This is a genomic window from Streptomyces zhihengii (genome assembly GCF_016919245.1).
GTDB classification, from domain to species: Bacteria; Actinomycetota; Actinomycetes; order Streptomycetales; family Streptomycetaceae; genus Streptomyces; species Streptomyces zhihengii.
Genome location: NZ_JAFEJA010000001.1, coordinates 5577309 through 5601974, shown reverse-complemented (window position 1 = coordinate 5601974; position 24666 = coordinate 5577309). Strand labels below are relative to the sequence as shown.

General features: G+C 72.6%; 26 protein-coding genes. 8 read left to right on the top strand and 18 right to left on the bottom strand.

The features are described from left to right. Positions 1–75: 75 nt before the first annotated feature. The 4 genes from JE024_RS23735 to JE024_RS23720 all read left to right on the top strand — a co-directional run bounded on the left by JE024_RS23735 (position 76) and on the right by JE024_RS23720 (position 3355). The gene (locus JE024_RS23735) at positions 76–1119 is read left to right on the top strand and encodes a metal ABC transporter substrate-binding protein (protein ID WP_205375520.1); all 1044 of its coding nucleotides are present in this window, start codon (positions 76–78) and stop codon (positions 1117–1119) included. 26 nt (positions 1120–1145) lie between these two features. Further along, entirely contained in the window at positions 1146–1910 is a 765-nt protein-coding gene (locus JE024_RS23730; RefSeq protein ID WP_205375519.1) for a metal ABC transporter ATP-binding protein, read from the top strand. Next, complete coding sequence (locus JE024_RS23725; protein WP_205375518.1) at positions 1907–2812, top strand: metal ABC transporter permease; 906 nt, start codon at positions 1907–1909, stop codon at positions 2810–2812. The genes JE024_RS23730 and JE024_RS23725 overlap by 4 nt, the downstream gene beginning before the upstream one ends. Positions 2813–2923: 111 nt before the next feature. Continuing rightward, a complete protein-coding gene (locus JE024_RS23720; protein ID WP_205375517.1) occupies positions 2924–3355 on the top strand; it encodes a Fur family transcriptional regulator in 432 nt (143 codons plus the stop codon). A 117-nt stretch (positions 3356–3472) separates the two neighbouring features. On the opposite strand, the gene JE024_RS23715 is transcribed toward JE024_RS23720, so the two are convergent. The 4 genes from JE024_RS23715 to JE024_RS23700 all read right to left on the bottom strand — a co-directional run bounded on the left by JE024_RS23715 (position 3473) and on the right by JE024_RS23700 (position 6138). Further along, positions 3473–4087, bottom strand: coding sequence for a YcxB family protein (locus JE024_RS23715; protein ID WP_205375516.1), 615 nt, complete (start codon positions 4085–4087; stop codon positions 3473–3475). A gap of 112 nt (positions 4088–4199) precedes the next feature. Further along, positions 4200–5045 (bottom strand): isoprenyl transferase, encoded by an 846-nt coding sequence (locus JE024_RS23710; protein WP_205375515.1) that lies wholly within the window; start codon positions 5043–5045, stop codon positions 4200–4202. A 22-nt stretch (positions 5046–5067) separates the two neighbouring features. Further along, complete coding sequence (recO, locus tag JE024_RS23705) at positions 5068–5814, bottom strand: DNA repair protein RecO (RefSeq protein WP_205375514.1); 747 nt, start codon at positions 5812–5814, stop codon at positions 5068–5070. A 54-nt stretch (positions 5815–5868) separates the two neighbouring features. Further along, positions 5869–6138 carry a DUF1905 domain-containing protein gene (locus tag JE024_RS23700; RefSeq protein WP_205376693.1) on the bottom strand — a complete coding sequence of 90 codons (270 nt, stop codon included), beginning with the start codon at positions 6136–6138 and terminating at the stop codon, positions 5869–5871. Between the two features lie 111 nt (positions 6139–6249). Between JE024_RS23700 and JE024_RS23695 the strand changes: the two genes are divergently transcribed. After that, entirely contained in the window at positions 6250–6762 is a 513-nt protein-coding gene (locus JE024_RS23695) for a DinB family protein (RefSeq protein ID WP_205375513.1), read from the top strand. A 65-nt stretch (positions 6763–6827) separates the two neighbouring features. On the opposite strand, the gene JE024_RS23690 is transcribed toward JE024_RS23695, so the two are convergent. Next, positions 6828–7043, bottom strand: coding sequence for a hypothetical protein (locus JE024_RS23690; RefSeq protein WP_205375512.1), 216 nt, complete (start codon positions 7041–7043; stop codon positions 6828–6830). A gap of 365 nt (positions 7044–7408) precedes the next feature. On the opposite strand from JE024_RS23690, the gene JE024_RS23685 reads away from it, so the two are divergent. Next, on the top strand, positions 7409–8776 hold the full coding sequence (locus JE024_RS23685; RefSeq protein WP_205375511.1) for an FAD-dependent oxidoreductase: 1368 nt from the start codon (positions 7409–7411) through the stop codon (positions 8774–8776). Between the two features lie 247 nt (positions 8777–9023). On the opposite strand, the gene JE024_RS23680 is transcribed toward JE024_RS23685, so the two are convergent. The 5 genes from JE024_RS23680 to leuA all read right to left on the bottom strand — a co-directional run bounded on the left by JE024_RS23680 (position 9024) and on the right by leuA (position 16066). Beyond that, positions 9024–9689, bottom strand: a complete 666-nt coding sequence (locus JE024_RS23680) for a response regulator transcription factor (RefSeq protein WP_205375510.1) — start codon at positions 9687–9689, stop codon at positions 9024–9026. A 111-nt stretch (positions 9690–9800) separates the two neighbouring features. Continuing rightward, a complete protein-coding gene (locus tag JE024_RS23675) occupies positions 9801–11036 on the bottom strand; it encodes a sensor histidine kinase (protein WP_205375509.1) in 1236 nt (411 codons plus the stop codon). A gap of 66 nt (positions 11037–11102) precedes the next feature. Next, entirely contained in the window at positions 11103–13235 is a 2133-nt protein-coding gene (locus JE024_RS23670) for an MMPL family transporter (RefSeq protein WP_205375508.1), read from the bottom strand. A 168-nt stretch (positions 13236–13403) separates the two neighbouring features. Beyond that, positions 13404–14096 carry a TerB family tellurite resistance protein gene (locus JE024_RS23665; RefSeq protein WP_244883042.1) on the bottom strand — a complete coding sequence of 231 codons (693 nt, stop codon included), beginning with the start codon at positions 14094–14096 and terminating at the stop codon, positions 13404–13406. Between the two features lie 206 nt (positions 14097–14302). Beyond that, positions 14303–16066 carry a 2-isopropylmalate synthase gene (leuA, locus tag JE024_RS23660; protein WP_205375506.1) on the bottom strand — a complete coding sequence of 588 codons (1764 nt, stop codon included), beginning with the start codon at positions 16064–16066 and terminating at the stop codon, positions 14303–14305. A 297-nt stretch (positions 16067–16363) separates the two neighbouring features. Between leuA and JE024_RS23655 the strand changes: the two genes are divergently transcribed. Both JE024_RS23655 and JE024_RS23650 read left to right on the top strand, forming a co-directional pair. After that, the gene (locus tag JE024_RS23655; protein ID WP_205375505.1) at positions 16364–17422 is read left to right on the top strand and encodes a M4 family metallopeptidase; all 1059 of its coding nucleotides are present in this window, start codon (positions 16364–16366) and stop codon (positions 17420–17422) included. A gap of 78 nt (positions 17423–17500) precedes the next feature. Next, positions 17501–17767, top strand: coding sequence for a protealysin inhibitor emfourin (locus JE024_RS23650; RefSeq protein ID WP_205375504.1), 267 nt, complete (start codon positions 17501–17503; stop codon positions 17765–17767). Between the two features lie 49 nt (positions 17768–17816). Here JE024_RS23650 and era read toward each other — a convergent pair whose 3' ends face one another. The 8 genes from era to JE024_RS23610 all read right to left on the bottom strand — a co-directional run bounded on the left by era (position 17817) and on the right by JE024_RS23610 (position 24593). Continuing rightward, positions 17817–18758, bottom strand: coding sequence for a GTPase Era (gene era / locus JE024_RS23645; protein WP_205375503.1), 942 nt, complete (start codon positions 18756–18758; stop codon positions 17817–17819). 69 nt (positions 18759–18827) lie between these two features. Further along, the gene (locus JE024_RS23640; RefSeq protein WP_205375502.1) at positions 18828–19181 is read right to left on the bottom strand and encodes a cytidine deaminase-like protein; all 354 of its coding nucleotides are present in this window, start codon (positions 19179–19181) and stop codon (positions 18828–18830) included. Positions 19182–19245: 64 nt separating this feature from the next. Beyond that, positions 19246–19995 carry a hypothetical protein gene (locus JE024_RS23635; RefSeq protein ID WP_205375501.1) on the bottom strand — a complete coding sequence of 250 codons (750 nt, stop codon included), beginning with the start codon at positions 19993–19995 and terminating at the stop codon, positions 19246–19248. 142 nt (positions 19996–20137) lie between these two features. Further along, positions 20138–20491 carry an MmcQ/YjbR family DNA-binding protein gene (locus JE024_RS23630; RefSeq protein ID WP_205375500.1) on the bottom strand — a complete coding sequence of 118 codons (354 nt, stop codon included), beginning with the start codon at positions 20489–20491 and terminating at the stop codon, positions 20138–20140. Then, complete coding sequence (locus JE024_RS23625; protein WP_205375499.1) at positions 20488–21792, bottom strand: hemolysin family protein; 1305 nt, start codon at positions 21790–21792, stop codon at positions 20488–20490. Before JE024_RS23625 ends, JE024_RS23630 begins: the two co-directional genes overlap by 4 nt. Further along, entirely contained in the window at positions 21789–22286 is a 498-nt protein-coding gene (gene ybeY, locus JE024_RS23620; RefSeq protein WP_205375498.1) for an rRNA maturation RNase YbeY, read from the bottom strand. The genes JE024_RS23625 and ybeY overlap by 4 nt, the downstream gene beginning before the upstream one ends. Positions 22287–22298: 12 nt before the next feature. Then, entirely contained in the window at positions 22299–23315 is a 1017-nt protein-coding gene (locus tag JE024_RS23615) for a PhoH family protein (RefSeq protein WP_205375497.1), read from the bottom strand. Between the two features lie 153 nt (positions 23316–23468). Beyond that, positions 23469–24593 carry a carbohydrate kinase family protein gene (locus JE024_RS23610; RefSeq protein ID WP_205375496.1) on the bottom strand — a complete coding sequence of 375 codons (1125 nt, stop codon included), beginning with the start codon at positions 24591–24593 and terminating at the stop codon, positions 23469–23471. Positions 24594–24666: the final 73 nt, after the last annotated feature.

The window sequence follows — 24666 nt, the reverse complement described above, 5'->3', positions numbered from 1 at the left end:
CGGTCCGGACCGGGTGACGCAGGCGGCACCGAGGTTTATTGACAATCGTTTCCGTTTTTGTTGAAAATGACTGTCATGAACGTACGACGCCTCATACCCACCACCGCCGTCGCCGGAGCCGTCGGGCTCGGCCTGCTGGCCGTCTCCGCGTGCTCCACCTCCGACGCCGCTGAGCGCACGGACGACGGCAGGCTGAAGGTCGTGGCGTCGTTCTACCCCATGCAGTATCTCGCCGAGCGGATAGGTGGCGCCAATGTCTCGGTGACCACCCTCACCAAGCCCGGCGTGGAACCGCACGACCTGGAGCTCAAGCCCCGCCAGACGGCCGAGCTGAACGACTCCGGGTTCATCCTCTACCTGAAGGGCGTGCAGCCGGCCGTCGACAAGGCCATCGAGCAGGCCTCCGTGGCGCACAAGGTCGACGCGGCGGAGCTGACCACGATGGAGAGCTTCGGCACCGGCGGCGGCCACGACCACTCCCACGAGGGGGAGGACGGACACGCCCACGAGGAGGGCGACGGCCACGCCCACGAGGAGGGCCACGAGGAGGCCGGGGGCGAGGCCGGTCACGAGGGCCACGACCACACCACCGAGGGCGGCGCCGACCCGCACATCTGGCTCGACCCCGCGAAGTACGCGGAGGTCGCCCAGGGCGTCGGCGCCCGGATGGAGAAGGCCGACCCCGACCACGCCGCCGAGTACAAGAAGAACACCGAGGCGCTGGTCGCCGAGCTGACCGCCCTCGACAAGGACTTCGAGCAGGGTCTGAAGAACACCGCCACCCGGACGTTCATCACCACCCACTCCGCCTTCGGCTACCTCGCCGAGGCCTACGGCCTGGAGCAGGAGGGCATCTCGGGCGTCGCCCCCGAGTCCGAGCCCAGCCCGGCCCGTATCAAGGAACTCCAGACGATCGCGGCGAAGGACAAGGTCACGACCGTCTTCTTCGAGACCCTCGCCAGCGACCGCACCGCGAAGACCCTCGCGAAGGACACCGGCCTGAAGACGGACGTCCTCGACCCGCTGGAGGGAATCACGGACAAGTCCCGGGGCGATGACTACACCGAGGTCATGCGCTCGAACCTCGCCGCGCTGCAGAAGGCCCTCGGCGCGAAGTGACGCAATCAGACGAGAGGCGGCCCGCCATGAACACCGAGCCGGTCATTTCCGTCCGCGGAGCCCGCGCCACACTCGGCTCCCGGCCCGTCCTGCGCGGCGTCGACCTCACCGTCCACCGCGGTGAGGTGGTGGCCCTGCTCGGCGCCAACGGCTCCGGCAAATCCACCGCCGTGCGCTCCGTGATCGGCCAGGTGCCGCTCGACGAGGGCAGCGTGGAGCTGTTCGGCACCGGGCTGCGGCGCTTCCGCGCATGGCGGCGCGTCGGCTACGTGCCGCAGCGCACCACCGCCGCGAGCGGGGTGCCGGCGACCGTGCGCGAGGTCGTGGCCTCCGGCCGTCTCTCGCGCGCCCCGTTCGGCCTGCCCTCGCGCGCCGACCGGGCCGCCGTGCGGCGGGCCGTGGAGCTGGTCGGTCTCGGCGACCGCGCCAAGGACCCGGTGGGCGCGCTCTCCGGCGGCCAGCACCAGCGGGTGCTGATCGCCCGGGCGCTGGCCTCCGAACCGGATCTGCTGATCATGGACGAGCCGATGGCGGGCGTGGACCTGGCCAGCCAGGAGGTGCTCGCGGGCACCCTGCGCGAGCAGGTCGCCGCCGGGACGACCGTGCTGCTGGTCCTGCACGAGCTGGGCCCGCTGGAGCCGCTGATCGACCGCGCGGTGGTGCTGCGCGACGGCTGCGTCGTCCATGACGGCCCGCCGCCGGAGGCCGTCGGCCAGCACGCGCTGCCCGGCCACGACCACGTACATCCGCACGCGGCCGACGAGCCGCTCCGCACGGGACTGCTGACATGATCGAAATGCTCCAATCCCCGTTCATGCAGCGGGCGCTGATCGCGGCCCTGCTGGTCGGCATCACGGCGCCCGCCGTCGGCATCTACCTGGTGCAGCGGCGCCAGGCGCTGATGGGCGACGGCATCGGCCATGTCGCGATGACCGGTGTCGGGCTCGGCTTCCTGATGTCGGCCAACCCCATCTGGATGGCCACCCTGGTCTCGGTGCTCGGCGCCGTGCTGATGGAGCTCATCCGCACCTACGGGCGCACCCGGGGCGACATCGCGCTGGCGATGCTGTTCTACGGCGGCATGGCGGGCGGTGTCCTGCTGATCGAGCTGTCGGACTCCGGTTCCACCGCCAACCTGACCAGCTACCTCTTCGGCTCGCTGTCCACGGTCTCCGACGGGGACGTCACGGCGATCGTGCTGCTCGCCGCCTTCGTGGTGGCGGTCTCCCTGGGCCTGCGGCGGCAGCTCTTCGCCGTCAGCCAGGACGAGGAGTTCGCCCGGGTCACCGGCCTTCCGGTGCGGGCGCTGAACCTGCTGATCGCCGTCACGGCGGCGGTCACCGTGAGCGTCGCCATGCGCGTCGTCGGTCTGCTGCTGGTCAGCGCCCTGATGGTGGTCCCGGTGGCCGCGGCGCAGCAGCTCGCGCGCTCCTTCAAGGCGACCTACGCGCTGGCGGTCGGCATCGGCGTCGTCGTCGCGCTCACCGGCACGACCACGTCCTACTTCCAGGACGTGCCGCCGGGAGCGACCATTGTGATGCTGGCCATCGGCGTCTTCGTCCTGCTGACCGCGCTGGCCGCGCCGCTGGCACGGCGCCGGGCGAGGGCCCTGGAGGCGGACTCCGGCGGCGGGGCGGACTGCACGGCCCCGATGCCGGGCAGCAGACGTCCGAACGACGACGTCAAGGTCTGAGACGGCGGGCGGTGCCGGACCCGGCACCGCGCACCGGCAGTACGGAACGCGTCCGTGTGAGGGCCTGGCAGAATGGCCCGACACATGTGCGGGCGAGGCAAGGAGGCTCCAGTGACCACGGCGCCAACCGGCGGGAACACCGCCCCGGTGCGAGGCCGGTCCACCCGGCAGCGTGCCGCGGTCGCGGCGGCGCTCGACGAGGTGGACGAGTTCCGCAGCGCCCAGGAGCTGCACGACATGCTCAAGCACCGCGGCGACTCGGTCGGCCTGACCACGGTGTACCGCACCCTCCAGTCGCTCGCGGACGCGGGCGAGGTGGACGTGCTGCGCACCAGCGACGGCGAGTCGGTCTACCGGCGCTGCTCCACCGACGACCACCACCATCACCTGGTGTGCCGGCTGTGCGGGAAGGCCGTCGAGGTCGAGGGCCCCGCGGTCGAGCAGTGGGCCGAGACCGTCGCCGCCCAGCACGGCTATGTGAACGTGGCGCACACGGTGGAGATCTTCGGCACCTGCGCGGAGTGTGCCGCGAAGCCCGCCTGATCCTCCGCCGCCGTGTCCGGGGGGCGTGCGACGGGGGTCGTCGTGCCCGGGGCGTGGTTCCGGGGCGGGGGTCGTCGTGCCCGAGGGCGTCGTGCCCGGGCGTTCGTGCGGGGGCGTTCACCCAGGGGGGCCGGAGGCCGAGGTGTCAGACGCGCTCGACGTGTCCGTCGAGCAGGGCGCGGAGGCGGTCGGCGCGCCGTCCGCGGTCGTGGCGCCGCGCTTGGGCAGCGTCAGCATCCCGACGCCGTGCTTGTCGCCGGTGAGCAGCACGAAGACGGTGTCGGTCTCCGCGCAGCGGGCGTACATGGCCCAGCGGTGGAGGGTGTCGCTGTCCCGGGAGACCAGCCGGATGCCCTCGTCCGTCGCCGTGGCCCGGAAGGGCCCCTGCCGGGACGCCACGGCGTGCACCTGACGGGCCTGGAGGAAGTGGACCACCGGTGTGAGCCCGAAGCCGATGACCAGGAACGCGGCCGGCGGCAGCAGCTCCGTGTACACGGGGTCGCCGAGTGTCAGCCCCACCAGCCAGACGGCGCCGACGACACCGGCGACGCGCAGCAGCCACCGGGTGCGGCGGCCCGACGGGGTGGCGCGGAGCCGGGCGTTCAGCGAGTCCGCCAGGTCGGGCACGGTGATCTCGTAGACGAACTCCACGGCAGCCCCGGCCGCGGTTTCCCCGTGTGCGCCCGTGCCGGGGTCCTCGTACGCGCCGGGCCGGTCCTGTGTGTCCGTCATGGGCCGTGATCGTAGCGGGCGGCCACGACGGCCGGACCGGCCGCGGCGGGAGACCCGAGCAGGCCGGCGGGGGCGGCGGCCGGGACCGGCCGCCGCCGCGAGGCCGGCCGGATCAGCCGGTGGTGGTGTCCGGGCGGCCCTGCATCGCGGCGATCTCCTCGTTGGGGATCGCACCGCCGAACCGGCGGTCGCGCTGGGCGTATTCGAGGCAGGCACGCCACAGGTCGCGGCGGTCGAAGTCCGGCCACAGCACGTCCTGGAACACCATCTCGGCGTAACTCGACTGCCAGATCAGGTAGTTGGACGTGCGCTGCTCACCGCTGGGACGCAGGAAGAGGTCGACGTCCGGCATGTCCGGGTAGTAGAGGTACTTCTGGAAGGTCTTCTCGTTGACCTTGCCCGGGTCCAGCCGGCCGGCGGCGACGTCACGCGCGATGGCCTGCGCGGCGTCCGCGACCTCGGCCCGGCCGCCGTAGTTGACGCAGAAGTAGAGCGTCATCGCGTCGTTGTCGACGGTCTGCTCCTGTGCGACCTGGAGCTCCTGGACGACGGACTTCCACATCTTGGGCATCCGGCCCACCCAGCGGATGCGGATGCCGAGCTCGTTCATCTCGTCACGGCGGCGGCGGATGACGTCCCGGTTGAAGTTCATCAGGAAGCGGACCTCTTCGGGCGAGCGCTTCCAGTTCTCCGTGGAGAAGGCGTAGAGCGAGAGGTTCTTGACGCCCATCTCCAGGCAGCCCTTGAGCACGTCGAGGACGACGCCCTCGCCGACCTTGTGGCCCTCGGTGCGCGGCAGGCCGCGGTCCTTCGCCCAGCGGCCGTTGCCGTCCATGACGCAGGCCACGTGGTTCGGGACCAGCTCGGACGGGATCCGGGGCGGGCGGGCGCCGGAGGGGTGCGGCTCGGGGACCTTGTACTCGCGGCGGGACCGCCCCAGGATTCCGCGTCGTGCCATGCGGCTCACAACTCCTCGTCAGCTACTTCTCTACGTACCGGAGCGAGCGCAGGCCACGCTCCAGGTGCCAGTGCAGATACGCGGACACCAGCCCGCTGCCCTCCCTGACGTGACGCGCCTCGCACGCGTCCGCCGTCGGCCAGTCGCCCGTGAGCAGCGCGCTCAGCAGGGCGATGGCCTCCGCAGAGGGTACGACGCTGCCGGGCACCCGGCAGTCACCGCACAGGGCGCCGCCCGCGGCCACGGAGAAGAACCGGTTCGGGCCCGGGAGCCCGCAGCGGGCGCAGTCGCCGAAGCTGGGCGCGTAGCCGTTGACGGCCAGCGAGCGCAGCAGGAAGGCGTCGAGGACGAGATTCGGCGCGTGCTCGCCCCGCGCGAGGGTGCGCAGACCGCCGACGAGCAGCAGGTACTGCTGCACCGCCGGCTCCCCCTCGTGGTCGGTGAAGCGTTCGGCGGTCTCCAGCATGGCGGTGCCGGCCGTGTAGCGGGCGTAGTCGCTGACGATGCCGCTGCCGTAGGGGGCGATGGTCTCCGACTGGGTGCACAGCGGCAGCCCGCGCCCCACCAGCTCGCTGCCGCGCGCGAAGAACTGCACGTCGACATGGGAGAACGGCTCCAGCCGCGCCCCGAACTTGGACTTGGTGCGCCGCACTCCGCGCGCCACCGCCCGCACGCGGCCGTGACCGCGGGTGAGCAGCGTGATGATGCGGTCCGCCTCACCCAGCTTCTGGGTGCGCAGCACGACACCGTCGTCACGGAAGAGGCTCATGCGCCCATTCTCCCGTACCGGGCGCCCCGCCCCGGCCCCGGTCCGCGCGCGCGGTCACTCCCGTACGCGTTCGAGGAGGCGGACGGTCACGGTGTCGCCCGCGTCCTTGCCGATGGCCTTGCGGATGTCCGCCTTCACGGGGAGCTTGTGGCGGCCGTCGCCGAGGGCCATGAAGGAGCTGCGGAACGGGTGGCCGTCGATGGTGCCGCGCACCTTGACCAGGCCTCGGGTGCCGAAGAACGCGGCCGACTCGGGCCAGACCAGGTACGTCCAGCCGCCTTCGGCGGGGCTCTTCTCCAGTACGGCGGTGAATTCCTTGTCCATGCAGTCGTGACCGGGTCCGCGTCCGGAACTCATCGCGGCCCCGTGCACCCGCCGCGCCCGCTCCGGAAAACCCGGTGCGGGCACGGCCGGGGGCCGCTAGCGTCCGCGGACATGACACTTCCCCGGGAACGGCCCCCCTTCAGCGCGGACGAGCGGACCCAGCTCACGGGCTGGTTCCGGATGCAGCGCGAGATCGTGCACTTCAAGTGCGAGGGGCTCGCCGAGGAGGACGCGCACCGTGCGGTGCTGCCGTCGTCCCCGCTGATGACGGTCGCCGGGATCGTCTCCCATCTGCGGTGGACCGAGCAGACCTGGTTCGAGGTGCTGTTCCTGGGCCGCCCGGCCGAGGGCCCCCAGTTCTCCGAGGACCCGGAGGACCTGGACATGCGGGTGGAGGGCGTGCCGCTCGCGCGGCTGCTCGACGACTACCGCGAGCAGTGCGCGATCTCGGACGAGATCATCGCCGCCCATGACCTCGACGAGGTGGGCCGGCACCCCGACTTCCGCTCGGCCGCCGCCTCGCTGCGCTGGATGGTGATCCACATGATCGAGGAGACCGCCCGGCACGCCGGACACCTCGACGCCGTCCGCGAGCTGCTGGACGGCGAGACCGGGTACTACTGACCGGGGCCGGGACGCACGGACCGGGGCCGGGACGCACGGACCGGGTCAGGGACGCACGGACCGGGTCAGGTCACCTCGCCGCGGCTGCGGGCGTTCACATAGGCCGTCGTGGCGCTGATCCGCTCCGCCGCGGTGGCCGGGCGCACCTCTTCGGGCTCGCACTCCCACTCGCGCCCGCCGCCGACGGGTCTCAGCGCGACGAACGGACCGGCCGGCCCCATGAACCGGCCCACGCGTCCGGTGCGGGTGTCGACGACGTACGTACCGATGGGCAGGGTCATGGCGTGCGCCCCCCTTCCCTGGGCAGAGCTGCCGCGATCAGACGGTCAGTCTCCACCGCGCGGCGCCCCGATCCGGCGAGCGGATGCGGCGTGTCCCGGGTGACGGGGCCCTCCGACGGCCCTCCGACGGCGCTCCGGCGGCACTCGGGAAGCCGCCCGGCAGCCGTGCGGCGCTCCCGCGGACGGCGCCCGCGGCACCGGCCGGGGAGGGGCGGGGAGGCGCCGGGGAAGCATCGTCAAGTGGATCTTTGAGAACTCATAAGTCTGCCTTATGGGCTCATAGAAGGGGACCGGGTACAGACTTAGGCTTGCCTTTGTTTAGGGTTGTCGACGAGCCTCTTGTCGCCGCTCGAAGGGAACCTGCCATGCCCCGCCCCCTGCGGGTAGCCATCGTCGGAGCCGGCCCCGCCGGTATCTACGCCGCCGATGCGCTGCTGAAGTCCGAGGTGGCAGCCGCCGAACCCGGCGTCTCCATCGATCTCTTCGAGCGCATGCCCGCTCCCTTCGGCCTGATCCGTTACGGCGTCGCCCCCGACCACCCGCGCATCAAGGGCATCATCACCGCCCTGCACCAGGTGCTCGACAAGCCGCAGATCCGCCTCTTCGGCAACGTGGACTACGGCACCGACATCACCCTGGACGACCTGCGCGCCTTCTACGACGCGGTGATCTTCTCCACCGGCGCGACGGCGGACCGGGCGCTCGACATCCCGGGCGTCGAGCTGGACGGCTCCCACGGCGCGGCCGACTTCGTCTCCTGGTACGACGGGCACCCGGACTGGCCCCGCACCTGGTCGCTGGAGGCCGAGAAGGTGGCCGTGCTCGGTGTCGGCAACGTCGCCCTCGACGTGGCCCGCATCCTCGCGAAGACCGCCGAGGAGCTGCTGCCGACCGAGATCCCGCCGAACGTCCACGAGGGCCTGAAGGCCAACCGGGCCAAGGAGATCCACGTCTTCGGCCGGCGCGGCCCGGCGCAGGCGAAGTTCAGCCCGATGGAGCTCCGCGAGCTGGACCACTCCCCCACCATCGAGGTCATCGTCGACCCCGAGGACATCGACTACGACGCCGGCTCCATCGAGACCCGCCGCGGCAACAAGCAGGCGGACATGGTCGCGAAGACGCTGGAGAACTGGGCGATCCGCGACGTCGGCGAGCGCCCGCACAAGCTGTTCCTGCACTTCTTCGAGTCCCCCTCGGAGATCCTCGGCGAGGACGGCAAGGTCGTGGGCCTGCGCACCGAGCGCACCGAGCTCGACGGCACGGGCAACGTCAAGGGCACCGGCGAGTTCAAGGACTGGGACGTCACGGCGGTCTACCGGGCCGTGGGCTACCTCTCCGACGAGCTGCCGAAGCTCCCCTGGGACGTCGCGTCGGGCACCGTCCCCGACGCGGGCGGCCGGGTGATCGAGGAGTCCGGCGAGCACCTGGACTCCACCTACGTCACCGGCTGGATCCGCCGCGGCCCGGTCGGCCTCATCGGCCACACCAAGGGCGACGCCAACGAGACCGTCGCCAACCTGCTGGCCGACTACGCCGCCGACCGCCTCCAGACCCCGGCCAGCCCCGAGCCCGAGGCCGTCGAGGGCTTCCTCTCCGGCCGCGGCGTCCGCTGGACCACCTGGGACGGCTGGTACCGGCTCGACGCCGCCGAGAAGGCGCTGGGCGAGCCCCAGGGCCGTGAGCGCGTGAAGATCGTCGAGCGCGAGGACATGCTCAAGGCGAGCGGCGCCTGAGGCGCGAGCTCCCGACGGGCGGCGCGCAGGACGGTCGCTCGAACCGACGGGCCCGGTGGCGGAAGCCGCCGGGCCCGTCGGCGTGTGCGGGGCCCGTCGGCGTGTGCGCGCGTCGACGTTCGCGGGCCGCTCGGCGTGCGCGGGGCCCGTCGACGTTCGCCGGCCCCTCAGCGCGCGTCAACGTTCACCGGCCCTTCAGCCCGCGCGGGGCCCGTCGGGGTGCGCGGGCGCGATCAGCCGGGCGCGCTCACTCCGGGGCGCCCGGGGTGACCAGGCCCGACTCGTAGGCGACGATGACCAGTTGGGCGCGGTCGCGGGCGGCGAGCTTGCCCATGATGCGGCTGACGTGGGTCTTGGCCGTGAGCGGGCTCAGGCCCAGGGACTCGGCGATCTCGGTGTTGTTGAGGCCGCGGGCGACGAGGCGGAGCACCTGGCGTTCGCGGTCGGTGAGGTCGTCGGGGCCGCCGGCCGTGCGGGGCAGGCCGGGGGTGCTGAGGAAGCGGGCGATCAGCCGGGCGGTCGGGCCCGGGGAGAGCAGGGACTCGCCCGCGGCGACCGTGCGGATGGCGGCCAGCAGGTCGGCCGGTCTGGTGTCCTTCACCAGGAATCCCGAGGCGCCGGCGCGCAGCGCCTCCACGATGTGGTCGTCGGTGTCGTAGGTGGTCAGCACGAGGACCTTCACGCCCGCCATGTCCTCGTCCGCGGCGATCAGCCGGGTCGCCTCGATGCCGTCGAGTTCGGGCATGCGGATGTCCATCACGACGAGGTCCGCCCGCTCCGAGCGGGCGAGGGCGACGGCCTCGGCGCCCGTGCCCGCCTGGCCGACGACCTCCATGTCGCCGGCCGACTCGACGAGCATCGCGAAGGCGGCGCGCACGAGCGTCTGGTCGTCCGCGAGCAGCACACGGATCATGAGCGGGCCTCCGGGTGCCGGAGCGGCGCAGGGGCCGTGCGCGGGCCCCCGGTCGCCGGGAGCGCGAGACGCATCATGCAAGGGCCTCCGAGGGCTGGAGCGGGAGAAGGGTCATGCGGGGGCCTCCGAGGGCTGGAGCGGGAGAAGGGCGGCGACCTCGTAGCCGGGCTGTCCGGGGCGGGGGCCGGTCGTGAGGGTGCCGCCGACGCTGCGGGCCCGTTCGCGCATGCCGATGATGCCGAAGCCGCCGCCGGGCCCGGCGGCCGGCCCCCGGCCGTCGTCGGTCACGGTGACCCGCAGGCTGTCCGCGAGGCGCTCCAGCCGCACGTCGACGCGCACGTCCGGGCCCGCGTGCCGGACCGCGTTGGTGAGGGACTCCTGGACTATGCGGTAGGCCGCGGCGGCGACCGCCGGCGGCAGCGGCCCGTCGCCGGTGCGCAGATCCAGCCGGGCGCCCGCGGTGCGGACGAGGCCGGGCAGGGCCGCCAGATCGGGCAGCGGGCCGTCGCACTCGGGGCCGTCGGCGCGCAGCACCTCCAGGGTGGTGCGCAGTTCGCCGCGGGCGGTCCGGCAGGTCTCCGCGATGTCCTCCAGCGCCGCGGCGATCGCGGCACGGTCCAGGCGTTCGGGATCGACGGTGAGAACGTGGGAGGCGACCGAGGTCTGGACGCCGATGAGCGTGATCGAGTGCGCGAGCAGGTCGTGCAGATCGCGCGCGATCCGCAGGCGTTCCTCGGCGACCCGGCGGGCGGCCTCCTCCTCGCGGGTCCGTTCGGCCCGCTCGGCGCGGCCGACGACGGAGGCGATGTAGAGCCGGTAGACGCGGACGTCGACCCCGCAGACCAGGGCGGCGATGATCCAGCCCGAGGTGCGCAGCGACTCGAAGCCCTCGTGGGAGCCGATGCGGAACATCACCGCGAGGGTGACGCAGACGATGCCGCAGCCCGCCAGCAGCGTGTGCAGCGGCCGGGCCGTGACGGCGTAGGTGTACAGGGCGAGCAGCGAGGCCGGCACCGGGGCCATGTGGCTGTTGTCGAGCGCGTGGTACGGCGCGACGCACGCCACCACCGCGAACAGCACGAGGCCGGGCCGTGAGCGCCGCTTCGCCAGCGGCAGGACGCAGCCGGCGAGCAGCGCCCAGCCGAGCGGGCCCGGGCGGCGCCCGTCGTCGGCGAGCAGGGCGAGCAGCACCGTCACCGCGCCGACCAGCACGGTGAGGACCGCGTCGTTGCGCCTGCGGTGGGGGGCGGTGAGCGGGTCGCGGCTGATCGCGTTGAGCACCCGCTCGCCGATGCGGGGTGCGCCGGGCGGCGCCGCGTTGTCGGACAGCAGTTCCACGGGCTCCATCCTCCGTCATGGGCGCGGGCCGGACGGGGCCCGCCGGGGCCGGGCGGTCCCGGCAGGGCCAGGCGTTCAGCCCGCGGACGCCGGTTCGCGGACGGCGGCGGGCTCCGGCGCCGGGGCCGGCGGGCGGCGCCGGCTCAACGGGCCCGGCCACCAGACCCGTTCGCGCAGCAGCACGCTGACCGCGGTGACCAGGTAGGTGCGCACCAGGAAAGTGTCGAGCAGGACGCCCACCGCGACGAGGAAGCCCATCTCCACCAGTGGCACCAGCGGCAGGTTCATCAGCACGGTGAACGTCGCCGCCAGCACGATGCCCGCCGAGGCGATGACCCCGCCGGTGGTGCGCAGCGCGGTCAGGGCCGCGGCGCGCGGGTCGGCGCCCGCGAGGGACTCCTCGCGCATCCGGTGCATCAGGAAGATGCCGTAGTCGACGCCGAGCGCGACCAGGAACACGAACGACAGCAGCGGGATGCCGGGGTCGATGCCCTCGAAGCCCAGGAGCGGTTCGAAGACCAGGCCGCCGAGGCCGGTGACGGCCCCCCACACGGCGACGACGGCGGCGGTGAGGATCAGCGGGGCGACCAGGCTGCGCAGCAGGGCGACGAGGATCAGCAGGACCGCGACGAGCACGAGCGGGATGACCACCCGCCGGTCGCGCGCGTTGGTCTCCGCCAGGTCCAGTTGCTGCGCGCCGGGGCCGCCGACGTGGCCGCCGTCCAGCCCGGCGCGCAGGGCCTCGATGGTCCGTCTCTCGCCCGGGGTCTCGGGCGCGTCCTTCGCCAGCACGGTGATCTCGCTCCAGCCGCCGCCGGAGCGGCCGGGCTCGGCGCGCACGACGCCCTCGGTGGCGCGGGCCCGCTCCAGGGCGGCGTCCGTGGTGTCCGCGGGGACGACGACGGTGATGGGCTGACTGCTCCGCCCGGGGTACGCCTCGCCGAGGAGCAGCGTCGCCGACACCGACTCGGGCCGGTCGGTGAAGCTGTCCTCCTGGGCGAGGTCGCCGGGCTGGTTCAGGGTGCCGAGGGCGAGGGCGCCGAGCACGAGCGCGCCGGCCGCCAGCACCACACCGGGCCGGCGCCCGGCGGAGCCGCCCATGGCGGCGAACAGCGAGCGGCGGTGCGGGGGCTCGGAGCCGTGGACGGGCACGAGCGGCCAGAACACCCGGCGGCCGAGCAGCACCAGGACGGCGGGCAGCAGGGTGAGCATGGCCGCGAGCGCGCAGACCACGCCGACGGCGCCGACCGGGCCGAGGCCGCTCGCGCTGTTGAGGTCGGCGGCGAGCAGGCACAGCAGGCCGGCCGCGACCGTGCCGGAGGAGGCGAGCACGGCGGGTCCGCAGCCGCGCAGGGCGGCGAGCATCGCGTCGTGCGGGTGGGCGATGCGGCGGAGTTCCTCGCGGTAGCGGGCGACCAGCAGCAGGGCGTAGTCGGTGCCGGCGCCGAAGACGAGCACGGTCATGATCGCGGCGCTCTGGCTGGTGACGGTCAGGTCGAAGCCGCGGACCAGACCGTATACGAGGGCCTGGGAGGCGACGGCCGCCGCACCGACGACGAGGAGCGGCACCAGCCACAGGAACGGGCTGCGGTAGGTGATGATCAGCAGGACGGCGACGACCAGCACGGTGGCGATCATGAGGGTGCCGTCGATGGTCTCGAAGACCTTCTCCATGTCGCTCGCCAGCGCGCCGGGGCCGCCGAGCTCGGCGCGCAGCCCGTCGCTCACGTCGGCCGCGAGGCGTTCGCGCACGTCGTCCACGAGGGCGATGCGCGCGTCGTTGTCGGTGCCGGGGGCGGTGGTCGTCAGGGGGTACATCAGGGTGGTGCCGTCCTGCGACGGGATGCCCTCGGCCGGGGCGTCCCCGAAGTCGTGGGCCCCGGTGATCTCCGCCAGCCGCCGCTCGGCGAGGGCCCGGTCGGCGCCGGTGAGCCCGGCCTCGCGGTGGTAGACGACGACCAGTTCGGTGGACTCCCCGCCGGGCAGGGCCTGTTCGACGCGGGCGGCCCGGGTGGAGTCGGCGCTCGCGGGCAGGTAGTCGACGACGTTGTCCCGCTGCGCGTCGCCGAGCTTGCCGGCGAAGGGCAGGGCGAGGGCGAGGACGGCGGCCCACAGCAGCACGACGGCCCAGGGCAGGGCGCGCCGCCCGCCGCGGCGGGCGGGCGGTTTCACCGGCGGTGTCGCGACGGCTGGCGGTAAAGGCCCCATGGGTGTCTCCCCTTCGTACGGGCGTCCTGGTGACGGATCTGCGTCACCAGCGTCCCGTCGGGGAGCGCCGCCCACGTCGCGCGGGAGGCCGAGATGCCGGGTACTCCCGGGGGCGGCCCCGTCGGTGCCGCTGCTCCGCGGGGAGTACGGGGTGCGTCCGGGTGGGGGTCAGAACGGTGCGCGGGCCATCTCCATCAGGCGGGCGGTGTCGTCCTCGCCGAGCCGCAGGGCCGCGCCCACGGTGGTGAGGACCTCCCGCTCGGCCTGGGTGTAGGGGCCGTCGGCGAGGGCGATCCGGGCGCCCTGGAGGAGGATCGACTCCCGTCCCGCCGGGGCGAGATGGGGGGCCAGCGGCTCCAGTGCCTCGTGGAGCTCGATGGCGAGGGCCGCGCCGTAGGGCGTGGTGTCGGCGACGTACCGGCCGGTGTCGGCGGCGAGGTCGTCGATCAGGGAGACGAGCTGGTCCTCGGTGCAGCCGTCGAGCCCGGCGGCGCGGACGGTGTGCACGGCGGTCTCCAGCACCGAGCGCGAGGAGGTCCCGCCGGAGGCGAGGACGGCGAGGGCGACCGTGTGCACGGCGTCGCGGAGCATCGCGGAGAAGCGGCCCGTGGTGGGGTGGTCGAGGGCGTCGGGGCCGAAGTGGGTGTGGCAGGCGGCGCATTCGACGACGGGGCCGGTACTGCCCCGGCCGAGCAGCGGCACCCCGAGGAGGGTGAACCGGCGGCGCCCGGTCCGGCGGCGGTAGTTGCGGTCGCCGCCGCAGTCCGCGCAGAAGAACTCGCCGTCGCCGATGGTGGTCCAGGACGTACGAATGCCGCAGACCCGCACTTTTCGGCCCAGATGTCCCAGGGTTGGCAGCACGTCGCACCTCCGCAATGCTGCGGCAACATTGCCGCGTGGACGTGATGTTAGCCACACGAGTGATGTCACGTCAGCACCCCGGAAGGAGGTTGCCCCCGACATGGCCGGATCCGGGTGCACCGGGAGCCCGCTCCGGGGGGTGCGAAAACGCCGGGTGTGCCCGTACTCGGGCACACCCGGCGCTCGCACCGGGACCGGGCGGCGTACTAGCGGGCCGCGCGGTTGACGGCGGAGACGACGGCCTTCAGGGAGGCGCGGGTGGTGTTGGCGTCGATGCCGATGCCCCACAGCACCTTTCCGTCGATGGCGCACTCGATGTACGAGGCGGCCTGCGCGGACGCGCCCTCGCTCATGGTGTGCTCCTGGTAGTCCAGCAGCCGCACGTCGACGCCGACGCCGTTCAGCGCCTCGAAGAACGCGGAGATCGGACCGTTGCCGGAACCGGTCAGCACCGTCTCGACGCCGTCGACGACCGCCTCGACGGTCAGGGTGTCCACGCCGTCCTTGTCGGTGGTGGTCTGCCCGGAGCGGATCCGGATGCGGCCCCACTGGTTCTCCGGGCTGGGCAGGTACTCGTCCTGGAAGACGGACCAGATCGCGGCGGGGGTGACCTCGCCGCCCTCGGTGTCGGTCTTGGCCTGGATGATCCGCGAGAACTCGATCTGCATCCGGCGGGGCAGGTCCAGCTTGTGGTCGTTCTTCAGGACGTACGCGATGCCGCCCTTGCCGGACTGCGAGTTGACGCGGATGACCGCCTCGTAGGAGCGGCCGACGTCCTTGGGGTCGATCGGCAGGTACGGGACCGCCCACTCGATGTCGTCGACGGTCTTGCTGGCGGCGGCCGCGTCGGCCTCCATCGCGTCGAAGCCCTTCTTGATGGCGTCCTGGTGGGAGCCGGAGAAGGCGGTGTAGACCAGGTCGCCCGCGTAGGGGTGGCGCGGGTGGATCTCCATCTGGTTGCAGTACTCGCTGGTGCGGCGGACGTCGTCGATCTGCGAGAAGTCCAGCTGCGGGTCGACGCCCTGGGAGAACAGGTTCATGCCCAGGGTGACCAGGTCGACGTTGCCCGTGCGCTCGCCCTGGCCGAACAGGCAGCCCTCGATGCGGTCCGCGCCGGCCATGACCGCCAGCTCGGCGGCGGCGACGGCGGTGCCGCGGTCGTTGTGGGGGTGCACGGACAGGCAGACGTGCTCGCGCCGGGTCAGCTCGCGCGACATCCACTCGAAGCGGTCCGCGTGGGTGGAGGGCGTCGAACGCTCCACGGTGGCGGGCAGGTTGAGGATGATCTCGCGGCCCGGGCCGGGCTGCCACACGTCGCAGACCGCCTCGCAGACCTCCAGGGCGAAGTCCAGCTCGGTGTCGGTGAAGATCTCGGGGCTGTACTGGTAGCCGAAGGCGGTCTCCGGGCCCAGCAGCTTCTCGGCGTACTCCATGACCAGCCGGGTGCCGTCGACGGCGATCTGCTTGATGTCGTCCTTGGAGCCGCGGAAGACGACCCGGCGGAAGGTGGGCGCGGTCGCGTTGTACAGGTGGACCGTGGCGCGGCGGGCGCCGATCAGCGACTCCACCGTGCGCTCGATCAGGTCCTCACGGGCCTGCGTCAGCACCGAGATGGTGACGTCCTCGGGGATCGCGCCCTCCTCGATGATGGAGCGCACGAAGGCGAAGTCCGTCTCGCCGGAGGAGGGGAAGCCGACCTCGATCTCCTTGAAGCCCATGCGTACCAGCAGGTCGAACATCTCGCGCTTGCGCGCGGGGCTCATGGGGTCGATCAGCGCCTGGTTGCCGTCGCGCAGGTCGGTGGACAGCCACCGGGGCGCCTTGGTGATGCGCCGCTCCGGCCAGGTGCGGTCCGGGATGTCCACGGCCTCGTACCGGCCGTACTTGTGGATCGGCATGCCGGAGGGCTGCTGGGTGTGCGTCGTGTTGGTGATCGGGGTCGGACGGCCGATCCACTGCGACTGCGTCATGGCGTTGGGCTCCTCGGGATCCTGCGGGGATGGGGGCCGACCAGTGGTCGAGAGCAGCACCAGACTCCGCGGGGAGGGGGTCGGCCTACGACTACAGGCCCTCGCCGCGGCAGCTAAGGAGAAGCAGCCCGAAACGCATGATGCCCAGAAGAGTAGCCGAGCCCCGGCGGGAGCGTGGGACCCGTTTCAGTATGCGGGACGACCGATGAGTAAAGCCCAGATGTGGCACATCACTCCATTTCGGTAATCGTGTTCACTTTCCGTGACATCGCGCGTGCGCGCTGCCACTGTCCAGGAATGGACAACCACACCCCGGTCTTCTGCACCATCGTCCCGCCGCACATCCTCGACAGGCTGGCGCGCTCGGACGACCCCGCCCTCTCCGGCCCCGCCCGCCGCACCCTCCAGGCGGACGCGGCCCAGCGCACCGGCCGGCGCCTGACCACGGTCGCCGGCGCCGCCGCCCGCACCGCCGCGGCCCCCGCCGCCGGCCCCCGCCGCACCCTCCACGACGCGCGCAACGGCACCGACCTGCCGGGCGTCGTGGTCCGCCGCGAGGCCGAGGACCCCGTCGCGGACGCCTCCGTGAACCGGGCCTACGCGGGCCTCGGCGCCACCTTCGAGCTGCTGCTGGACGCCTACGGACGCAACTCCGTCGACGGCCGGGGACTGCCGCTCGACGCGACCGTCCACTACGACGAGAAGTACGGCAACGCCTTCTGGAACGGCGAGCAGATGGTGTTCGGCGACGGCGACGGCGAGATCTTCCTCGACTTCACCGTCTCCGTCGACGTGATCGCCCACGAACTGGCCCACGGGCTGACCCAGTACACGGCCAACCTCAGCTACTTCGGCCAGCCGGGCGCCCTCAACGAATCGGTCTCCGACGTCGTCGGCTCCCTGGTGCGCCAGCGCACCCTCGGGCAGACCGCCGACGAGGCGGACTGGCTGATCGGCGCGGGGCTGCTCGCCCCGCGGGTCACCGGCACGGCGCTGCGCTCCCTCAAGGCGCCCGGGACCGCGTACGACGACGACGTGCTCGGCAAGGACCCCCAGCCCGCGACGATGGCCGACTACGTCCGCACCGGCCGCGACAACGGCGGGGTGCACATCAACTCGGGCATCCCCAACCACGCCTTCTACCTGCTCGCCACCCGGCTCGGCGGGCGGTCCTGGGAGCGGGCGGGCCAGATCTGGTTCGACGTGCTCACCGGCGGCGACCTTTTGGTGGACGCGGACTTCGCGAGCTTCGCCCGCCTGACGGTGGCCGCCGCCGCGGAGCGCTACGGCGAGGGCGAGGAGCACGACGCGGTGCTGAAGGCCTGGTCGCAGGTGGGCGTGGACACCCGGGCCTGAGCGGGGCGCCGCGGGCGGGGCGCCGGGGCCGCCGGGCTCCGCTGTCGCCCCGCCACGATCCGTACTAGAACGGAGACCATGCGTATCCAGGTGAGGCGTACCGGCGGATTCGCCGGCATCGAGAAGACGGCCGAGATCGACACGGCGGACCGGGCCGACGCGGGGGACGTGCACGCGCTGGCCGGGCGGGCCGTCCCGGACGGCCACGAGGAGCCCCCGGTCGGGGTGCCCGACGGCTTCGTCTACCAGCTCACCGTCGACGGGCGGACGGTCTACTGCGCCGATCCCCGGCTCACGGCGGCGCAGCGCGACCTGATCTCGCTCGTCCTCAAGGAAGGCGCCTGACCCCGGCCGCGGAAGACGGGCGGGAGCGTCACGCTCCCGCCCGTGTCCGTCAGAAGCCGAGCTTGCGGAGCTGCTTGGGGTCGCGCTGCCAGTCCTTGGCGACCTTGACGTGCAGATCCAGGTAGACCGGCGTGCCCAGCAGCGCCTCGATGTGCTTGCGGGACTTGATGCCGACCTCCTTCAGCCGCTGGCCCTTCGGGCCGATGATGATGCCCTTCTGGCTGGGGCGCTCGATGTAGACGTTGGCGTGGATGTCGAGCAGCGGCTTGTCCGCCGGGCGGTCCTCCCGGGGGATCATCTCCTCGACGACCACCGCGATCGAGTGCGGCAGCTCGTCGCGCACGCCCTCCAGCGCGGCCTCGCGGATCAGCTCCGCGACCATCACCTGCTCGGGCTCGTCGGTGAGGTCGCCCTCCGGGTAGAGCGGCGGGCTCTCGGGCAGCAGCGGGATCAGCAGGTCGGCCACGAGCTGCACCTGGCTGCCGCCGACGGCGGACACCGGGACGATCTCCGCCCACTCGATGCCCAGTTCACGGCCGAGCTGGTCGATCGCGATCAGCTGCTCGGCCAGCGTCTTGGAGTCGACCAGGTCGGTCTTGGTGACGACGGCGACCTTGGGGGTCTTCTTGATCCCCGCGAGCTCCTTGGCGATGAAGCGGTCGCCGGGGCCGAGCTTCTGGTCGGCGGGCAGGCAGAAGCCGATGACGTCGACCTCGGCCCACGTCGTGCGCACGATGTCGTTCAGCCGCTCGCCGAGCAGGGTGCGCGGCTTGTGGAGACCGGGGGTGTCCACCAGGATGAGCTGCGCCTCCGGGCGGTGCACGATGCCCCGCACGGTGTGCCGGGTGGTCTGCGGCCGGTTGGAGGTGATGGCCACCTTCTGGCCGACCAGAGCGTTCGTGAGAGTGGACTTGCCCGCGTTGGGACGACCGACGAAGCAGGCGAAGCCGGCCCGGTGGGGGGCTTCGGAAGACTGGGTACGAGCGCTCATGGCGCCCATTGTCCCTGATCCCGGACGCGGTCCGTGACGCGCGCCCGGGCAGGGGCCCCGCGGGCGGTGTCAGCCCGCGGTGACCGACGACTTGAGCACGCCGTCCGGGCCCGCGAGCAGCACCGGGGTCGCGGCGCCGCCGAGGTCCCGCACGGCCGCGCGGTCCTCGTCCGACGCGGTGTCCGACGCGGAGACGACGGCGGCCGCCTCCAGCGAGGTGGCGCCGCTGGCGACGGCCATGGCGACGGCCGTCCGCAGGGCGCTCAGCTCCAGCGACGGGAGGGCCACGGTGCCGGCGACGTACGTCCGCCCGGTCTCGTCGCGCACCGCGGCACCCTCGGGGACCCCGTTGCGGGCCCGGGCACTGCGCGCCAGCGTGATGATCTTGCGGTCCTCGGGGCCGAGGTCGTCGGTCTGCGTCATGCCCCGAAGCATAGATCGGCCGCCCGGAGGGATTCCGGGCGGCCGGTCGTGAGGCGGGAGGGCGTCAGCCCTGGGTGGCCTTGACGAGCTTGTCGCCGATCTTCGGGATCAGCGCGTCGAACGCCTTGGCCGCGGCCGGGTCCTGGCCGGGGACGTAGGCGGCACGGGTGATGCCGGTGCCCTGGCGGGCGACCAGGAGGTGGGCCTTGATCGAGAGGTCCAGACCCGGGATGGGCATGTCCATCACGAAGGCGTAGGACTCCTCGGCGGTCTTCGGCGCGCCGGGGAGCTTCTGGATGTTCATCTCGACCTTCTCGCCGTCCTGCGTGAACGACAGCTTGGGGCAGGCGTCCAGAGCGGCGCCGAGCGCCTTGGTGAGGTCGGCGGCGCCGGTGCCCTCGTAGGTGAAGGCACGCTGGCTGAGGGCGCTGTCGCCCTCGGCGCCCTTCTCGAAGTCCGCCGCCTCGCCCTTGGCGCTCGCGGTCGCGGGCACCTCGGTCATCAGGTCGGCGATGGGCTGGCACTCGGCCTTGTCGGCCTTGGGCGCCGGCTCGTCGTCGGCGGCGATCGGGGCGGCCTTCCAGCCGTCGCCCAGGTCGGCGGCGACCAGGGTCGCGGCCTTGAGCTGAGCGGCCGTCAGCGGCTCGGTGGCCGCCGGCTTCTCCTCGGCCGGCGCGGACGCCTTGTCGCCGCCCGCCTCGCCGGAGGCGGCCGGCTTCTTCTCGTCCTCGCCCCCGCCGCACGCGGCGGCGGTGAGGACGAGCGCGGAAGCGGTGAGTGCGGCGGCGACGCCGCGGCGCATACGGGTACGCATAAGGATGTTCTCTCCCGTGGTCAATGGATTGCGGGAGGCCCCCCCTCCCTGTACGCGGACAGACAATACACAGCTTCCGCGGTCTCCCCGAACGGGATTGCGGTGGCGCGGACCGGCGCTCGGACCCCGGCGGCGGCAGGCCCTACGCGCGGTCCAGGCGCAGCCGTTCGGCGCGGGGCAGGCCCGCGACGACCAGGTCGTAGGAGTCCTCGACGAGTTCGCGCACCATCCGGTCCGGCAGCTCCCCCACCGTCACGGTGTTCCAGTGCCGCTTGTTCATGTGGTAGCCCGGCGCGATCGCCGGATGTTCGGCGCGCAGCCGGACGGCGTTCTCCGGGTCGCACTTGAGGTTGACCGTCAGCGGCGCCCCTTCCAGGGCGCTGAGCGCGAACATCTTGCCGAGCACCTTGAAGACCGAGGTCTCGGGACCGAACGGGAACTCCTCGACCGCCGCGTTGAATTCCAGGCAGAACGCCCGGAGTTCCCGTGCCCTCATTCCGGTCCGCTCTCGTCGTCGGGCTTCTCCACCGGCTCCGCGAGCACGGTGACGATCCGGTTGCGCCGGCCGGCCGGGGACTCGGCGGTCAGGCGCACCGAGCGGCCGTCGGGCAGTTCGACCACCGCGCCGGCGCCCGCGATCGGGACCCTGCCGAGCGCCTTGGCCAGCAGGCCGCCGACCGTCTCCACGTCCTCGTCGTCGAGTTCGTCGGCGCCCAGTCCGTAGAGCTCCCCGAGATCGCCGATGTCGAGGCGGGCGGTGACCCGGAAGCGGCCCTCGCCCAGTTCCTCGACCGGGGGCAGTTCGCGGTCGTACTCGTCGGTGATCTCGCCGACGATCTCCTCCAGGATGTCCTCGATGGTGACGATGCCGGCGGTGCCGCCGTACTCGTCGATGACGACGGCGACGTGGTTGCGCTTCTGCTGCATCTCGCGCAGCAGGTCGCCGGCGTTCTTCGTGTCGGGGACGAAGACGGCGGGCCGCATGGCGGTCGAGACCAGGTCGGCCTCGGCGTCGCGGTTGATGTGGGTCTTGCGGACCAGGTCCTTGAGGTAGACGACGCCGACGATGTCGTCCTCGTTCTCCCCGGTGACGGGGATGCGGGAGAAGCCCGAGCGCAGCGCCAGCGTCATCGCCTGCCGCACGGTCTTGAACCGCTCGATGGAGACCAGATCGGTGCGCGGCACCATGACCTCGCGGACGAGGGTGTCGCCGAGCTCGAAGACGGAGTGCACCATGCGCCGCTCGTCGTCCTCGATCAGGGACTCCTGCTCGGCGAGGTCGACCATGGCCCGCAGTTCGGCCTCGGAGGCGAACGGGCCCTTGCGGAAGCCCTTGCCGGGGGTGAGGGCGTTGCCGATGAGGATCAGGAGCTGCGGGATCGGGCCCATGATCCGGGCCAGCGGCAGCAGCACGTACGCGGCGGCGGTGGCCGTGTTCAGCGGGTGCTGGCGGCCGATGGTGCGCGGCGAGACCCCGACGGCGACATAGCTGACGAGGACCATCACGGCCATGGCGACGAGCAGGGCCGCCCAGGTCTCCTCGAACGCCTCGATGCAGGCGTAGGTGACGAGGACCCCGGCCGCCATCTCGCAGGCGACGCGGGCCAGCAGGGCGACGTTCAGGTAGCGGGTGGGGTCGGAGGTGACCTGGGCCAGCTTCTCGGCGCCGCGCCGCCCGGAGCGCACGGCCTCGGCGGCGCGGAAACTGGAGACGCGGGCGAGGCCGGCCTCGGCGCAGGCCGCGAGCCAGGCGACCACGACCAGGGCGACCGCGCCCGCGACGAGCTGGACGCTCATGAGACGGTCGGGGCCGGGGAGGGACCGGTGAGGCCCTTCTCCGCGCGCCAGCCGTCGACGATGGCGGCCTGGAGGCCGAACATCTCCGCCTTCTCGTCCGCCTCCTCGTGGTCGTACCCGAGCAGGTGCAGCACCCCGTGGACGGTCAGGAGCTGGAGCTCCTCGTCCATGGAGTGCTGCGTGGGAGCCTCGGCGCCCTGCTTCTCGGCGACCTCGGGGCAGAGCACGATGTCACCGAGGAGCCCCTGCGGGGGCTCCTCGTCGTCCTTGGCCGGCGGACGCAGTTCGTCCATCGGGAAGGACATGACATCGGTCGGTCCGGGGAGGTCCATCCACTGGATGTGGAGCTGCTCCATCGCCTCCTCGTCCACCACGATCACCGAGAGCTCGGAGAGCGGGTGGATGCGCATACGCGCCAGCGCGTAGCGGGCGACATCGAGGATCGCCTGCTCGTCGACCTCGGTTCCGGACTCGTTGTTGACGTCGATCGACATGGCGCGCTGTGACTACTTCCCGTTGTCGTACTTCTCGTAGGCGTCGACGATACGGCCGACGAGCTTGTGCCGTACGACATCCTGGCTCGTGAGCCGGGAGAAGTGCACGTCCTCGACGCCGTCCAGGATCTCCTGCACCTGCCGCAGGCCGCTCTTGGTGCCGCTCGGCAGGTCGACCTGGGTGACGTCACCGGTGATGACGATCTTGGAGTCGAAGCCGAGCCGGGTGAGGAACATCTTCATCTGCTCGGCGCTGGTGTTCTGCGCCTCGTCCAGGATGATGAAGGCGTCGTTGAGGGTGCGTCCGCGCATGTAGGCCAGCGGCGCGACCTCGATCGTGCCCGCCGCCATCAGGCGCGGGATGGAGTCGGGGTCGAGCATGTCGTGCAGGGCGTCGTAGAGCGGGCGCAGATACGGGTCGATCTTCTCGTAGAGCGTGCCGGGCAGGAAGCCGAGCCGCTCGCCGGCCTCGACCGCGGGCCGGGTCAGGATGATCCGGTTGACCTGCTTGGACTGGAGCGCCTGCACCGCCTTGGCCATGGCGAGGTACGTCTTGCCGGTACCGGCGGGGCCGATGCCGAACACGACCGTGTGCTTGTCGATCGCGTCGACGTACCGCTTCTGGTTGAGCGTCTTGGGGCGGATGGTCCGGCCGCGGCTGGAGAGGATGTTCTGGGTGAGAACCTCGGCCGGGGTCTCGGCGCCCGGCTCACCGGTGCCGTCCTCGGCCGCCTTCAGCATGGCGATCGAGCGTTCCACTGCGTCCTCCGTCATCGGCTGCCCGGTGCGGAGCACCAGCATCATCTCGTCGAACAGGCGCTGGACGAGCGCGACTTCCGCCGCGTCGCCGACCGCGCTGACCTCGTTCCCCCGGACATGGATGTCGGCGCGGGGGAAGGCGTTCTCGATCACGCGCAGCAGGGCGTCACCCGAGCCGAGGACCGTCACCATCGGATGCTTGGCGGGGACGGTGAAGTGGGCTCGCGCCTGCCCCGGCGCCGGGTTCTGGGCTGTGGGTGTCTGAGTCATGGGCCGGCTCTGTGGCCTGCACATACCTCCTGTTGCAGGGTTCTCGCTGCTCGACAACCTCCGGACATCCAGGGTACGACCTGCCACCGGCAGGACCGAAGGCTTTTACCGGGCCCGAAGGCGCGTACGGGCCCGGGAGGGGCGGCGGACCGGTCAGGCGCTGCGTCCGAAGCCGATGGTCGGGACCGCCCGGCGCAGCGGCCAGGGCCGGGCCGGGGCGGGCAGCAGGCCCTCCAGGAAGGCGTACCGCCGCAGGGCGGCCGGGTCCTGGTCGGGCACCCCCTGCACCGACTGCCACCAGGCGGCGATCTCCCACCAGCCGGGCGCGGAGAGCGATCCGCCGAACTCCTGCACCGACAGGGCGGCGGTCAGTCCGGCGAAGGCCAGCCGGTCGGCCAGCGGCCAGCCCGCGAGGGTGCCGGTGACGAAGCCGGCCACGAACACGTCGCCGGCGCCCGTCGGGTCCAGCGCCTCGACCGCGATGGCGGGCACCTGGGCGCTCTCGCCGGTCGCGCCGTCCACCGCGTACGCGCCCTCGGCGCCCAGGGTGACGACGGCGAGCCGGACGTGCTCGGTGAGGGCGTGGGCGGCCGCCCGGGGGCAGTCGGTGCGGGTGTAGCGCATCGCCTCGCCCGCGTTGGGGAGGAACGCCTCGCAGTGCTCCAGGTCGGCGAGGTCGGCCGGGTCCCAGCGGCCGGTCTCGTCCCAGCCGACGTCGGCGAAGACCCGGGTGCCCTTGCGGGCGGCCTGGGCGATCCACTCGGCCCGGGTCCCCGGGGTCAGCGAGGCGACCGCGGCCCGGGCGGACGGCGGGCACTGGGGCGCGTGGTCCGGCTGCGGCGCCTCGTGGCCGTGGGAGATCATGGTGCGCTCGCCCTCGTAGGCCATCGACACGGTGACGGGCGAGTGCCAGCCGGTCACGGTGCGGGACAGCGAGAGGTCGATGCCCTCGCCCTGTTCGAGGGCGTCCCAGCAGTACTCGCCGTAGTGGTCGTCGCCGAACGCGGCGGCGAGCGAGGTGCGCAGGCCGAGCCGGGCGAGCGCGGTGGCCATGTTGGCGACGCCGCCGGGGCTCGAACCCATGCCGCGGGCCCAGGACTCGGTGCCGCGGACCGGCGCGGAGTCGAGGCCGGTGAAGATGATGTCCAGGAAGACGCTGCCGGTGAGATAGACGTCGCAGGGCGGGTCCGCGGGGCCCCGCAGACCGGCCAGAGGGTCCAGGCTCGTCGCCTGCTGTCGCTCTCCGTCGCGAATGCTCACCGTGGGGCTCCCGTGCATGGTGCGGTTCCCGCCAGTCTGCCTGATGCGCCCCGCCCGTCCGGGCGCCCGCCGCGCCCGCACGTCACGTGTC

Coding starts and splice junctions, on each gene's coding strand:
- JE024_RS23700 (WP_205376693.1), bottom strand. CDS start 6,138: ATGGACAAGGAATTCACCGCCGTACTGGAGAAGAGCCCCGCCGAAGGC.
- JE024_RS23695 (WP_205375513.1), top strand. CDS start 6,250: ATGACACTTCCCCGGGAACGGCCCCCCTTCAGCGCGGACGAGCGGACC.
- JE024_RS23615 (WP_205375497.1), bottom strand. CDS start 23,315: ATGACTCAGACACCCACAGCCCAGAACCCGGCGCCGGGGCAGGCGCGA.
- JE024_RS23690 (WP_205375512.1), bottom strand. CDS start 7,043: ATGACCCTGCCCATCGGTACGTACGTCGTCGACACCCGCACCGGACGC.
- era (WP_205375503.1), bottom strand. CDS start 18,758: ATGAGCGCTCGTACCCAGTCTTCCGAAGCCCCCCACCGGGCCGGCTTC.
- JE024_RS23630 (WP_205375500.1), bottom strand. CDS start 20,491: ATGAGGGCACGGGAACTCCGGGCGTTCTGCCTGGAATTCAACGCGGCG.
- JE024_RS23610 (WP_205375496.1), bottom strand. CDS start 24,593: ATGCACGGGAGCCCCACGGTGAGCATTCGCGACGGAGAGCGACAGCAG.
- JE024_RS23670 (WP_205375508.1), bottom strand. CDS start 13,235: ATGGGGCCTTTACCGCCAGCCGTCGCGACACCGCCGGTGAAACCGCCC.
- JE024_RS23675 (WP_205375509.1), bottom strand. CDS start 11,036: ATGGAGCCCGTGGAACTGCTGTCCGACAACGCGGCGCCGCCCGGCGCA.
- JE024_RS23725 (WP_205375518.1), top strand. CDS start 1,907: ATGATCGAAATGCTCCAATCCCCGTTCATGCAGCGGGCGCTGATCGCG.
- JE024_RS23730 (WP_205375519.1), top strand. CDS start 1,146: ATGAACACCGAGCCGGTCATTTCCGTCCGCGGAGCCCGCGCCACACTC.
- ybeY (WP_205375498.1), bottom strand. CDS start 22,286: ATGTCGATCGACGTCAACAACGAGTCCGGAACCGAGGTCGACGAGCAG.
- JE024_RS23710 (WP_205375515.1), bottom strand. CDS start 5,045: ATGGCACGACGCGGAATCCTGGGGCGGTCCCGCCGCGAGTACAAGGTC.
- JE024_RS23685 (WP_205375511.1), top strand. CDS start 7,409: ATGCCCCGCCCCCTGCGGGTAGCCATCGTCGGAGCCGGCCCCGCCGGT.
- JE024_RS23650 (WP_205375504.1), top strand. CDS start 17,501: ATGCGTATCCAGGTGAGGCGTACCGGCGGATTCGCCGGCATCGAGAAG.
- leuA (WP_205375506.1), bottom strand. CDS start 16,066: ATGACGCAGTCGCAGTGGATCGGCCGTCCGACCCCGATCACCAACACG.
- JE024_RS23735 (WP_205375520.1), top strand. CDS start 76: ATGAACGTACGACGCCTCATACCCACCACCGCCGTCGCCGGAGCCGTC.
- JE024_RS23635 (WP_205375501.1), bottom strand. CDS start 19,995: ATGCGTACCCGTATGCGCCGCGGCGTCGCCGCCGCACTCACCGCTTCC.
- recO (WP_205375514.1), bottom strand. CDS start 5,814: ATGAGCCTCTTCCGTGACGACGGTGTCGTGCTGCGCACCCAGAAGCTG.
- JE024_RS23625 (WP_205375499.1), bottom strand. CDS start 21,792: ATGAGCGTCCAGCTCGTCGCGGGCGCGGTCGCCCTGGTCGTGGTCGCC.
- JE024_RS23640 (WP_205375502.1), bottom strand. CDS start 19,181: ATGACGCAGACCGACGACCTCGGCCCCGAGGACCGCAAGATCATCACG.
- JE024_RS23715 (WP_205375516.1), bottom strand. CDS start 4,087: ATGACGGACACACAGGACCGGCCCGGCGCGTACGAGGACCCCGGCACG.
- JE024_RS23680 (WP_205375510.1), bottom strand. CDS start 9,689: ATGATCCGTGTGCTGCTCGCGGACGACCAGACGCTCGTGCGCGCCGCC.
- JE024_RS23655 (WP_205375505.1), top strand. CDS start 16,364: ATGGACAACCACACCCCGGTCTTCTGCACCATCGTCCCGCCGCACATC.